Here is an 11,326-nt window from a genome sequence, read left to right on the forward strand (position 1 = left end):
GGGGGAGGCAAGCGAAGCTTGGGAGCAAAGCGACCTAGCGAAGCTCGGAGGGGGTGCGCTAGGTACTCGATGCCGGGGTTAGAGCTCCCGCATCAAATCCTTGTTCCGCTCGTACAGCTCCCGGAACACCCGATACCGTCGCCGATACAGCTCCGCTAACCCCGCATCCGGCGTGATCTCATGATCCACCGGGTTCCACGTCCGGATATCATCCGGCTGCACGTCCCCGATCGCCAGCGCCGCGATGAACGCATCGCCATACGACGCCCCCACCGTCTTCTGCCGCACGATCTGTGTCCGCCCCGAAACGTCCGAAGTCGCCTGCGCCCACACCCGGTTCTTCGTCCCGCCGCCCGCCGCGAGGATCGCCTTGGGCGGCTGCCCCACATCGGCATAGGTCTCGAACACGTGGTTCGTGCCGAAGGCGATGCCCTCGAAGATCGCGCGATAGATGTCACCGCGCGTATGCGTCAGGTCCATTCCGAACAGCACGCCCTTGGCCTCGGTATCGTGGATTGGCGTCCGCTCGCCCGAGAAATACGGCAGCATCACCAGCCCGTTTGCCCCAGGCGGTGAGCCCTCCGCCTCGAGCGCCAGCGCCATCACCGCCGTCGCCGGGTCGAGCTCCTTGGCAAACTGCTCGCGGAACCAGTGGCTCAGCGTTCCGCTTGTCGCGAGCCCCGACATCGCCGCGTGCTTGCCCGGGAAGAACCACGGCGCATACCACAGCCGCGCATCCGGTACCCGCACCGGCGTGATCTCGATGATGAAGATGGTCGAGCCATACATCAGCAGCATGTCGCCGCTATCGAGCACCCCGACACTCAGCGCCTCGGCGCCCGCATCGATCGTCCCCGTGGTCACCGGCGTCCCCACCGCCAGCCCGGTCGCCGCCGAAGCCTCCGCCGTCACTGTCCCGGCAATATCGGTGGTCCAGATCGCCTCGGGCAGCTTGTCCAACCCGATGATGTCGTCCGCCAACTCATCGGTCCAAGCCAGCTTCTCGACATCATAGAGCGGCGAGAAATTTGCCGCCGAATAATGGTCGATCACGTATCGCCCGGTGAGCTTCTGCACGATGTAGGTGGTCGAGGTCAGGATCTTCGCGGTCTTGGCGTAGATCTCCGGCCGGTTCCGCTTCAGCCACAGGATCTTCGGCCCGATCGACTGGCTGGTCAGCGCATTGCCGCAGCGGCTGAGCAGAACATCCTCGCCGATCCGCGCCGTCAGCTCCTCGATCTCCTTGGCCGCCCGCGTATCGACGCCATAGAGCACGCCGTTCATCAGCGGCTCGCCGTCGGCATCCACCGGCAGCATGCACGGCCCGATGGCGCTCGCCGCCACCGCCACGATGTCCTTGGGGTCGACGCCGCTATCGGCGATCAGCGCCTGGCTCAGGAAGCAGAAGTCGCCCCACCAGTCCTCGCGTGGCCGGTGTTCGGCCCAGCCGGGCTGCGGCACCAGCATCTTGTGCGGCCGGGCGGCGCTGGCGACGATCCGCCCCTCCGCATCCACCAGCACGCCCTTCGATTCAAACGTCCCGATATCGATGCCGAGATAGTGCCTCATCCGATGTAATCATCCCGGTCGAGGCTGAACTTGCTGTCGATCCGCGGCAGCGCTTCCACCAGCAGCATCGTCAGTTGCTCGAGATCGGCCATGTCGCAAACCTCCAGCGACGAGTGCGAGTAGCGCATCGGGAAGCCCACATCGATCGACGCGACGCCCTGGCCCACCAGCTGCACATAGCTGAGGTCGGTCAGCGCCCCGATATGCGCGCTCCGCTGCAGCGGCAGCTTCTTCGCTTCAGCGCTATCCTCGAACAGCTTCACCATCGCCGGATGCGGCAGCGTGCCGTTCAGCGTCCCCCGCCCATGGAACGAGTAGAGCGAGATCGCCGGCCCGCCGCCGAGCTTTACGTCGCCGCGTGCCGCCATGTCGGGCGTATCAGTCGCGAGGATCAGGTCGAGCTGGATCGCCACATCCGGCATCAGCACCTGCGCCGCCGTCACCGCGCCACGCAGGTTGAACTCCTCCTGCACCGAGAACACGAAATGCACCGTCGGCCGCTTCTTCACATCAGCGAGCGCCTTCGCCACCTCGATCATCACAGCGCAGGCCGCCCGGTCATCCACCGCCGTGCCGGCGATCCGCCCGTTGGCGAGTTCGGTCACCTTCGGCGCGTAGACGATGGGCGTCCCCACATCGATCCCCGCCGCCAGCACCTCGGCTGCCGACTTGAACCCGGCGTCGATATAGAGCTCGGGGTAGGGCAGTACCTTGTACTTCTCGTCCTGCGACGTCGCGTGGTGGCTCTTGTGCGCAATCAGCCCGGGCACATCCTTGCCCTCGCCGATGCAAAACAGCACCTCCGTCGACGGCAGTGCCCGCTCCGGCACGCCGCCCAGCCGCTCGACTCGAACCATGCCATTGGCTTCGATCTTCCTGACGATCAGCCCGAGCTGGTCCATGTGCGCGAACAGCATCACACTCGGCGCGCCCTTGTCGCCCTCAAGCGTCGCGATCAGGTTGCCCATCCGGTCGGTCGTCGAGGTGATCCCCAACCCGGCCATCGCCGCCTTCAGGTACTTCCTGACGCGCCCCTCATACCCGGAGAGCCCTGGGATCAGCATCAGGTCAATAACCCATTGCTTCAAGCTCATCAGTAGCCCCGTGCTGCGCGGACCAGCCGCATGAACTCGGCCGCCCGGTCGGCGTCCACGGCCTTCCAGGTGTCGCCGTCGACCTTCAGCGACGAGCCGACGATGCAGCCATCCGCAACCGCCAGCACATCGGCCACCGTCGCATGCTTCACGCCCGTGTTCGCCAGCACCGGCGTCGTCGGCAGCACTCGCTTCACCGCCTCGAGGTCAACCATCTTCGCTGCCTCGCCGGTAATCGCGCCAGAAACGAGGATCGCATCGGGGATCGACGAAAACACCGCGCTCCGCGCCCGGTCGCTCAGCGGCCGCTGGTCCAGCGAATACGCGAACTCGGCCGAGACGTTGTAGAGCAGCGCCAGGTCCTGCCGGCCCAGCCGGTCGCGGTAGCGCACTGCCTTGCCGGCATCCGGCGTCCACGGCCCCATATCCGAGGCATAGGTGCCCGTGAAGATCTCGCGCACGAACCGAGCCCCGGTCGCCGCCGCCAGCGCGATGGAGCTTTCCGGGTCCCACAGCACGTTCACCCCGAACGGCACCGTGATCTCGGAGCGCAGCCGCCCGATCACGTAGCCCATCGTCGCCGTCGACGCGGTATCGACCTTGAACTCATACGGCCGGTCGTTCTCGTTGCCGAACATCACCGCATCGAAGCCCGCCGCCTGTAGCGCCCGCAAATCCTTGCGCGCTCCTTCGACGATGGCCTCCACGCCCCCCTCGTAGTCGTGCAGCGGAGCGCCGGGCAGGGCGCCAAGGTGCACCATCGCGATCACCGGCTTCTTGTCGCCGAACACCGTCTTGAATTTGCTTGTCATTGCTTCTTGTAAACCGCTTTACTAGACGCCTATGCGTAGCAGCGGCCAAGCCCGGCGTCTACGGCCCGCGACGGGCGGTAAGCGTGTTCCACACCAATCCTTAACCACGATCCGGTACCTTGCGCGGGAATGAGTGCGAGGTTCCCCCGATGGAACTGCTCCTTCTGCTCCTCCTGGTCCCCATCTTCTGGCTGCTACTGCTGCCGGGACGGATCGCCAAACGCGCCCGCAAGTACCGCTTCACCGGCGCCGGCATCCTCGCCGGCGCGCTGGTCGCCGGCTGGATCGGCATCCAGGCGTTCTCCGGCCCGCCACCCGTCAAGGTCGACTACACAGCCGGTGACACCGAGCTGCGCGCCATCCTGCTCCAGCCCGAAAACGCCCCGCGCTACAGTTTTCGCGACTAGGCGGGCAGCGTCCGCACCCTCAGGTCATCGCCGAACCAGACGAACGGCGCGCCCGGCACCAACCGCCCGAGCCCCTCCGCCCCGATCGCCTGCGCTGGATACAGCGATGCCATCCGCAGGCACTCGCCCAGTTCCAGCCCCAGCTCAAAATGCGCGTATCGTAGCGCCGCATCCAGCGTCAGGTCGGCCCCTGCCAGCGTCCCGTCACCAAGCCGCAACGCGCCATCCTTGCGATAGATCGTCCGCCCATTGAGCTCGAAGCTCGCCATGTCCGTACCCGCCTGCGACATGGAATCCGACACGAGAAAAATCCGTCCCGGTCCGGTCTTGGCTCGCAGCGCCAGCCGCAGCGTCGCCGGGTTCACGTGGATGCCGTCGGCAATCAGCCCAGCCCACACGCTGCCGTGATGCAGCGCCGCCCCGACCACGCCCGGGTCGCGGTTGCCGATTTGGCTCATCGCATTGAACAGGTGCGTCGCCATGCTGGCGCCCGCCCGGATCGTCGCCGACGCCACGTCGAACGAAGCATCCGAATGTCCGATGCTGACCACGATTCCGGCCCGCACCAGCCGCGCGATCTGTTCCGGCGTCACCGTCTCCGCCGCCACCGTCACAAGCAGATGGGGCAGGGCGCCGCGCGCCCGCTCCAGCCGCACCAGGTCCGCCTCGTCCATCGGCCGGATCAGCGCCGGATCATGCGCACCCTTCCGCGCTAGCGACAGATGCGGTCCCTCGAGATGCAACCCGAGAAAGCCCGGCACCTTCCGCCGCGCCGCCTCGGCGCCAGCCGCCAGCACTACATCAGCGACCTCGGTCGTATCGGTAATCAGCGTCGGCAGCAGCCCACTCACCCCGAACGCGCGGTGGGTAGCGCACACCATCGCCAGATCGTCCGCTGTCGTCCCCGGCCCGACCAGATGCCCGCCACCGCCATTGACCTGCAAGTCGATCAACCCCGGGGCCAGCACCCCGCCATCGAGAACGACACGCGCCGCGCCGGCCGGCACAGCTCCAATGGATTGAACGACACCGCCCTCGACCACGAGCGCAGCATCATCGCGCCACGCCTCGCCATCGAAGATGCGGGCGCCGGTGTAGGCGGTAAGTGTCTGGGTCATATCGAAAAGGTGTCCCGGGCGTCAGGGTCAGCCAAGCGCCCGGGACGTCCGATCAGCCTTCCTGGGCCATGGACTTCTTGAACTGCGGCAGATGCTTCTGCTGCGCTTCCAGCATCCGCTCGCGGTAAACGCCGTAGATGATGTCGGTGTCATGCAGCGTCACGCCCGGGATCGTCGGCGAAGCGAACACCGGCAGTTCGATGCCGCGATCCGCCAGCTTTTGCGCGCTCTCGGCCAGCAACTCATGCATCATCATCATCGCGAGCACAGTCGACGAACCGGCTACCGGACGGCTCCAGCCCTTGATGTCGACGATCGCGTCTTCCACCGGCGAGCCCGTGTCGATGACGATGTCGGCAGCGTGCGGCAGGCGCTTGCCCGAGCTGTGGCTGGCGGGCTTGCCGGCATTGGACTTGGCGGTGATAGCGATCACCGTCAGCCCGCGCTCCCTCGCATAAAGCGCCGTATCGATGCCCGAGGCGTTGCTACCGGAATGGCCGAAGATCACGATGGTGTCGCCGGCGTTCAGCGGCTGATGGTCGAGGAACTTCTCGGCATATTTCTCGGTGCGCTCGAGCCAAAGCAACTCACGCACGCCGCCGGCGCCGAGGATGTTGTGCCACATGACGCGCGGGTCGGTCAGCGGGTTGAAGCCGACATAGGAGCCATAGCGCGGGTAGGTCTCCTGCACCGGCAGCACCGAATGGCCCGAACCGTACAGGTGCACCAGGCCCTTGTTGGCGAGGGTTTCCGCAACCGCGGACGAGGCCTTGTCGAAGGCGTCGGCATTCGCTTCGGCCGCCGCCTCGGCGATCTTCACGAGCTTGCTGATATACAGGGTGGACATAGGTTTGCCTTTCAAAACAAAGCGTTACACATAAAGGGTGGAGCGGATCTCGTAGCGGTCCGCGCGCATGGTGGAGAGGGCGTATTCGAACGGCCCCCTCGAATCGTAGGCGATACGCTCGACCTCGAAGGCCGGCGTGCCCGCCGCCAGCTGGATCATCTCGGCATCGATCTCGGCCACCCGGCCGACCCGATAGACCTCCTTGGCCTTCACCGGGATGATGCCGCAATGCTCCTTCAGCCAGCCGTATAGCGACTGCACATTGACCGCATCTTCGAACAGCCCCGGCACCCGCGCCTCGGGCAGGTGGCTGGTCTGGATGCCGATCGGCATGCCGTTGCCCAGTCGCAGCCGGCGCAACTGCACCACCGGGTCGCCGAGCGCGATCTCCAGCGCATCGGCCATCTCCTCGTCGGCCGGCACGCGATGCGCCTCGAGCAGCTTGGTCCCCGCCGCCAGCGCCAGGGTCTTCATTTCCTCGGTGAAGCTGGTGAGCCCGCGCACGCCGGCCACCACCGTCGCCGAGCGTACGAACGTGCCGCGCCCATGCTCGCGCCGCAACAGCCCCGCTTCCTCGAGGTTGCGCAGCGCATGCCTGAGCGTAATCCGCGAAATGCCCAGCATCTCGCCCAGCCGGTCCTCGTTCGGGATCTGCGACCCCGACGTCCATTCGCCGCGCTCGATCAGCTCGCGCAGCGCCATTTCGGCCTGGTGCCACAGGGGCTCCGGCCGCCGCCGGTCCGGCTTCATCAGACCTGTCGGTTCAACCATGCCCATTCCTCCACTTCGCCCCGTAGGCGCCCGCAAACGCGGCGCCCACCAGGCCGGCCTTTGGCCCGAATTGCCCGGGTCTCAAATCGATGTCTCTGAGATGCGGCGGCAACTGCCTGCGCAGCGCCATGAGGATCAGCGGCTTCAGCACATCCACCGATGCCGCGACCCCACCCGCCAGAATGATCGCCTGCGGCGCCAGCAGCGCCACCGCCCCGGCCAGCGCCGTGCCGAGAGCCTGCATCGCCGGCGTCAGCGCATCGATCGCCGCCCCGTCGCGCCCGCGCGCCGCCCGCACCAGCGCCGCCCCGTCGGGCAGCCCGATCGCTTGCGCCGCCACATCCAGCGCCCGCCCCGAAGCTTGCCGCTCCAGCCAGCCGCTCCGGTCCTCGCCCGCATCGTGCACATCCGCCACCGCCCAGCCGAACGAACACGCCGCCCCGCCATTGCCGGCGACGATCCGCCCGCCCGCCAGCACCGACGACCCGATCCCCGTCCCGATCGCGAGGAGGATCGCATCCTCCAGCCCCACCGCCGCGCCGGCCGAGGCCTCGGCCAGCAACGCCAGCTGCGCATCGTTCCCGAGCCCGATCGACACCGCCGGCAACTCCGCCGCGAGATCGAGCCCATCGAGATAGGGCAGGTTAGGCACCCACCGGCACACAGTCCCCTGCGCCAGCCCGGGTATCCCCAGCCCCAGCCGCGTCGCCCCATGCGCCGCCAGCTGCTGTTTCAGCAGCTCCATGAACGCTGCCAACGTCTGCGGCGCGGCCCACTCACCCACCGGCTGCACCGCTGCCGGGTCAGCGATATCCGCAACCCCAGCCCGGAACCGCGTGCCACCAAGATCGATGGCGAGGATCGTGCTCATCCCTTCACCCCCGAACTCACCACCGAGTCGACGAAGAACCGCTGCAAAATCACGAACAGCAGCACCGGCGGCAGCACTGCCAGCGTCGCGCCCGCCATCACCAGCCCGGTATTCATTGCGCCGCGGTTGTAGCTGAGCAGCCGCGAGAGCGAGATGACGATCGGATACTGCTCCGCGCTCCCCTGCAGCACCGTCAGCGGCCACAGATAGCTGTTCCAGTGGTAGACGAACGCGAACAGCACCAGCGCCGCAATCGCCGGCATCACCGCCGGCGCGACGATCTGGAACAGCACCCGCAATTCCGACGCCCCATCCACCCGCGCCGCCTCGATCAGCTCATCCGGCACGCCCTTGATGAACTGCCGCATCAGGAAAATCCCGAACGCATTGGCGAGATTGGGCACGATCACCCCGGCAAGGCTCGCATTCAGCCCCAGATAGCCGGTGATCCGGTACAGCGGGATCAGCGTCACGATCGGCGGCAGGAACATCGTCGCGATCAGCAGTGCAAACAGCGCCTCCTTGTAGCGGAACTCGTACTTGGCGAACGCATACCCGGCCATCAGGCTGGTCACGATGATCGCCACCGTCGTCACCACCGCGATCACAGCCGAATTGAAGAACGAGCGCCCCAGGCTCACCACTTCCGCCACTTGCGCATAGGCATCGAGGTTCGGCGCCCCCGGCAGCCACACTGGCGGCACCTGCATCGTCTCCTGCGGCGTCTTGAGGCTGGTGAGCACCATCCAGGCCAGCGGGAACGCCGCGATCACCGCCACCACGATGATCACCAGCACCAGCAATGCGCTGGCCGGTCTCAGCTTGTAGCGCGGCCGTTCGAGGGCGCGGCGGTCGGCAACTGCGGTGCTCATTGCGGCGCTCATGCGGCCTTCGCCTCCCGCGATCGGGCAAACGCGAACAGCAGCGCGATCGCCACCACCAGCGCCAGCATCAGCGTTACCGCCATGGCCGAGCCGAGCCCGCCCTGCGCCCGCTCGATGCCGACGCGGCGGATGTGGTAGGTCAGCACATTGGTGGCATTCACCGGCCCGCCCTGGGTAATCAGCGCCACCGGCTCGAACACCTGCACCGCGTTGATGATGGCGATCACCGCCGAAAACAGCAGCGTGTTGCCGAGCAGGGGCAGGGTGATCGCAAAGAACCGCTGCACCGGGTTCGCCCCATCGATCTTCGCTGCCTCGTAAAGCGAATCCGGGATCTGCGTCAGCCCCGCCACGGCGAGCACGGTGAAGTACCCCACCTGCTGCCACACGTTCAAAATCACGATCGAAAACAGCGCCGTCTGCGGCGCGCTCAGCCAGGTCTGCGGTCCAATGCCGACCCAACCGAGGATCTGGTTCAGCGGCCCCTCGGTCGGCGAATAGAGCTTCGAGAACACCAGCGCCACCGCGATCATCGGCACCATGTAGGTCGAAAACAGCACCGTCCTGAGGAACACCCCACCCGGCGCGATCTTCTGGTGCACCAAGAGCCCCAGCATCACCGACAGCGGCAGGATGATCGCCACCGACGCCACCGTGTAGAGCGCCGTATTCACCAGCGCCGCCTTGAAGTCGCGCCCCACCGAGTTGTTGGCGAAGATATCGATGAAGTTCTGCACCCCGACAAACGTCGCCGTCTCGAACCCCGTCTGCGTCGACCACTCCTGAAAACTCAGCCAGATCGTCAGCAGCATCGGAATGATGATGAATACCGCCAGCAGCCCGGTCGCAGGCGCGAGCATGAAAACCGCTGATCGGTGCTGGTTGTTGGTCGCGGGCATACTTCTTCCCATCCACCGGCGTCACCCCGGCGAAGGCCGGGCCCATCCTGAGGTCTTTCCACGTCCGCTGCCGGTTGTGAAATCTCAGGCTGGATCCCGGCCTGCGCCGGGATGACACCGTGGGTTGTTTCTAGTTCGGCGCAGGCATCCGCACCGTCGGTTCCATCGTCTCCCTCCCCCTGTTGAGGGGGAGGGGACAGGGGTGGGGGTCGGCTTGCGCCGGCTAAGCCTACTTCGCGTTGCGCTCCAGAATCTCGGTCGCATCAGCCTGCGCCGTCGCCTGCGCATCAGCCGCCGACAGCTGCCCGAACTGCACCGCTTCCAGCGTCTTCTGCAGCGATTCCGAGAACTCCTGCCCGCCCAGCACCACCGGGAACCCCTTGGCGTTGGCCAGCGTCTCGGTATAGCCCTTGAGGAACGCATCCCCAGCGAGCTTCTCGGCAAACGCCGCCCCATCCGAAGTCCGCGACGGCAAAATCCCCATCGACATCAGGATATCGCCCATCGCCGACGCGCCGTTCGGACCCGATTCCGGCCCGTTGAGCCAGTTGAGGAAGTCCCACGCCGCCGCCTGTTCCTCGGCCGAAGCCTTGGCGTTCACCACCGTCATCCACGAATACGAGATCGAGCGCGGCACATCGCCCGACGGCCCCACCGGGATCGGCGCCGTTGCTACATCGGCAAACGCATCGCCCATGCCGGCCTTCAATGCCGATTCCCACCAGTTCGCCATGATGATCATGCCGGTCTTGCCCGACACGAAACTGTCGAGGAATGGCCCGGTAGTGTTGGCGTCCGCCGTCGCCATCGCCGGGTCCGAATAGCCCGATTTGATCAGCTTTTCATACAGCTCGAAGGTCTGCTTGGCCGCCTCGCTGTCGAACACCGGCTTGCCGTCGACCACGAGGTCGCCGCCGTTCGAAACCAGCAGCGACGAGAACGGGTGCAGCACGCCTGCCGCCCACGAGTTGATCAGCCCAAAGCCCTGCTGGCCCTTTGCTTTGTCGGTCAGCTTCTCGGCCGCCGCAAGGAATTCGTCCCAGGTCTTGGGCGCCTCGGCGATGCCGGCTTCGGCGAACAGCTTCTTGTTGTAGTTGAGCGCATAGACGTCGATCTCGTTCGGAATGCCATACAGCACGCCGCCGATCGAAGCCGCGCCGATCACCCCCGCCGGCCAGTTGGCCTTGGTGTCCGCCGCAATCGCATCGGGAACCGCCGCCACCAGTTGGTCTTTGGCGAGGTCGGGCAGCCAAGCATCATAAATGCCGGCAATCGTCGCCCCGCCGGCGCCGCCGCCCGAAGTGCGCAGCGTCGTCAACAGGTCGCCGAACGGCACGGCGCGCACGGTGATCTTGGTGTCGGGGTGGGCCGAAGTGTAGGTCGCGGCCGCCGCTTCCAGCTTGGCCACCGTGTCCGGCGCCCAGTGGGTGAGGAACGACACATCCGCCGCCGAAACCAGCGCGGTGCTTGAAAGCAGGATGGCAACGGTGCCCGCGGCACGCGTCAAAGCCTGGAACAGCTGCATATTCGAATTCTCCCTGTACGCGCCAGGCATGCCTCCGCCCGGCTGACGTTATAGAGTTATGACGTTATAACGACATTGGTCAAGAGGGGCTCATGGCCGCGATGAACGCTACGCATCGTTGTTCATCAGCGCCGCCCGGGAGAGTGCCGAACTCCGTGATCTACCGTCGCCGCGTCCGGAAACGGTGCGCTCTTTCTCATTTGCACACGCGTCATGAAGTGAGGCGCGATCTCGCCGAGGAGCTCGATGCGGCACCTCCCCCTCTGACGGGGGAGGATGGGTGGGGTGAGCGGAGCCACAATCACGAGGCCGGGCAAGGCGTTGCGAGAATCTTGCGCCGATCTATCCCCCCACTCCCCAGCCATGCGATTCTGCCCTCGTCCGCTGCACCGAAGCGAGATCATGACGAGTGGTTGGTGCGGGGGAGACCGGGTGGGCTGCGGGTCGCTGCAGTTCAGGCGGAAACCATCACGGCAAGGACCGGTTCGCCGGTCAAGCCGCTATCACGCGAGGGTYGCTCGATGCGGAG

General features: G+C 66.1%; 11 protein-coding genes. 1 reads left to right on the forward strand and 10 read right to left on the reverse strand.

What is annotated here, in order from left to right:
• Window positions 1-78: 78 nt before the first annotated feature.
• Genes AC1DV8_RS10085 through AC1DV8_RS10095 form a run of 3 tightly spaced genes read right to left on the reverse strand, consistent with a single transcriptional unit; the run spans window position 79 to window position 3,475 of the window.
• Window positions 79-1,569, reverse strand: a complete 1,491-nt coding sequence (locus AC1DV8_RS10085) for an FGGY-family carbohydrate kinase (protein ID WP_477150338.1) — start codon at window positions 1,567-1,569, stop codon at window positions 79-81.
• The gene (locus AC1DV8_RS10090; protein ID WP_477157366.1) at window positions 1,566-2,663 is read right to left on the reverse strand and encodes a M42 family metallopeptidase; all 1,098 of its coding nucleotides are present in this window, start codon (window positions 2,661-2,663) and stop codon (window positions 1,566-1,568) included. Before AC1DV8_RS10090 ends, AC1DV8_RS10085 begins: the two co-directional genes overlap by 4 nt.
• Window positions 2,663-3,475 (reverse strand): BtpA/SgcQ family protein, encoded by an 813-nt coding sequence (locus AC1DV8_RS10095; protein WP_477157367.1) that lies wholly within the window; start codon window positions 3,473-3,475, stop codon window positions 2,663-2,665. The genes AC1DV8_RS10090 and AC1DV8_RS10095 overlap by 1 nt, the downstream gene beginning before the upstream one ends.
• A 149-nt stretch (window positions 3,476-3,624) precedes the next feature.
• Here AC1DV8_RS10095 and AC1DV8_RS10100 point away from each other — a divergent pair, with 149 nt between their 5' ends.
• Window positions 3,625-3,882: a hypothetical protein gene (locus tag AC1DV8_RS10100; RefSeq protein WP_477157368.1), complete on the forward strand. Its 258-nt coding sequence runs from the start codon at window positions 3,625-3,627 to the stop codon at window positions 3,880-3,882.
• On the opposite strand, the gene nagA is transcribed toward AC1DV8_RS10100, so the two are convergent.
• From nagA to AC1DV8_RS10135, 7 genes are all read right to left on the reverse strand, one after another.
• Complete coding sequence (gene nagA / locus AC1DV8_RS10105; protein WP_477157369.1) at window positions 3,879-5,000, reverse strand: N-acetylglucosamine-6-phosphate deacetylase; 1,122 nt, start codon at window positions 4,998-5,000, stop codon at window positions 3,879-3,881. The two genes, AC1DV8_RS10100 and nagA, sit on opposite strands and share 4 nt — an antisense overlap.
• A 52-nt stretch (window positions 5,001-5,052) precedes the next feature.
• Window positions 5,053-5,847: a sugar isomerase domain-containing protein gene (locus AC1DV8_RS10110; RefSeq protein ID WP_477150343.1), complete on the reverse strand. Its 795-nt coding sequence runs from the start codon at window positions 5,845-5,847 to the stop codon at window positions 5,053-5,055.
• Between the two features lie 24 nt (window positions 5,848-5,871).
• Window positions 5,872-6,618 (reverse strand): GntR family transcriptional regulator, encoded by a 747-nt coding sequence (locus AC1DV8_RS10115; protein WP_477157370.1) that lies wholly within the window; start codon window positions 6,616-6,618, stop codon window positions 5,872-5,874.
• On the reverse strand, window positions 6,611-7,489 hold the full coding sequence (locus AC1DV8_RS10120; protein WP_477157371.1) for an ROK family protein: 879 nt from the start codon (window positions 7,487-7,489) through the stop codon (window positions 6,611-6,613). The genes AC1DV8_RS10115 and AC1DV8_RS10120 overlap by 8 nt, the downstream gene beginning before the upstream one ends.
• Complete coding sequence (locus AC1DV8_RS10125) at window positions 7,486-8,361, reverse strand: carbohydrate ABC transporter permease (RefSeq protein WP_477157372.1); 876 nt, start codon at window positions 8,359-8,361, stop codon at window positions 7,486-7,488. The genes AC1DV8_RS10120 and AC1DV8_RS10125 overlap by 4 nt, the downstream gene beginning before the upstream one ends.
• An 8-nt stretch (window positions 8,362-8,369) precedes the next feature.
• Window positions 8,370-9,272, reverse strand: coding sequence for a carbohydrate ABC transporter permease (locus tag AC1DV8_RS10130; protein ID WP_477157373.1), 903 nt, complete (start codon window positions 9,270-9,272; stop codon window positions 8,370-8,372).
• A gap of 229 nt (window positions 9,273-9,501) precedes the next feature.
• Window positions 9,502-10,797, reverse strand: a complete 1,296-nt coding sequence (locus tag AC1DV8_RS10135; protein ID WP_477157374.1) for an ABC transporter substrate-binding protein — start codon at window positions 10,795-10,797, stop codon at window positions 9,502-9,504.
• Between the last annotated feature and the right edge of the window lie 529 nt (window positions 10,798-11,326).

This window comes from Devosia sp. P3_B2, assembly GCF_056402875.1.

What these genes read in the sequence shown, in the direction of transcription:
- AC1DV8_RS10085 (WP_477150338.1), bottom strand. Translation starts at nt 1,569, where the DNA reads ATGAGGCACTATCTCGGCATCGATATCGGGACGTTTGAATCGAAGGGC.
- AC1DV8_RS10090 (WP_477157366.1), bottom strand. Translation starts at nt 2,663, where the DNA reads ATGAGCTTGAAGCAATGGGTTATTGACCTGATGCTGATCCCAGGGCTC.
- AC1DV8_RS10095 (WP_477157367.1), bottom strand. Translation starts at nt 3,475, where the DNA reads ATGACAAGCAAATTCAAGACGGTGTTCGGCGACAAGAAGCCGGTGATC.
- AC1DV8_RS10100 (WP_477157368.1), top strand. Translation starts at nt 3,625, where the DNA reads ATGGAACTGCTCCTTCTGCTCCTCCTGGTCCCCATCTTCTGGCTGCTA.
- nagA (WP_477157369.1), bottom strand. Translation starts at nt 5,000, where the DNA reads ATGACCCAGACACTTACCGCCTACACCGGCGCCCGCATCTTCGATGGC.
- AC1DV8_RS10110 (WP_477150343.1), bottom strand. Translation starts at nt 5,847, where the DNA reads ATGTCCACCCTGTATATCAGCAAGCTCGTGAAGATCGCCGAGGCGGCG.
- AC1DV8_RS10115 (WP_477157370.1), bottom strand. Translation starts at nt 6,618, where the DNA reads ATGGTTGAACCGACAGGTCTGATGAAGCCGGACCGGCGGCGGCCGGAG.
- AC1DV8_RS10120 (WP_477157371.1), bottom strand. Translation starts at nt 7,489, where the DNA reads ATGAGCACGATCCTCGCCATCGATCTTGGTGGCACGCGGTTCCGGGCT.
- AC1DV8_RS10125 (WP_477157372.1), bottom strand. Translation starts at nt 8,361, where the DNA reads ATGAGCACCGCAGTTGCCGACCGCCGCGCCCTCGAACGGCCGCGCTAC.
- AC1DV8_RS10130 (WP_477157373.1), bottom strand. Translation starts at nt 9,272, where the DNA reads ATGCCCGCGACCAACAACCAGCACCGATCAGCGGTTTTCATGCTCGCG.
- AC1DV8_RS10135 (WP_477157374.1), bottom strand. Translation starts at nt 10,797, where the DNA reads ATGCAGCTGTTCCAGGCTTTGACGCGTGCCGCGGGCACCGTTGCCATC.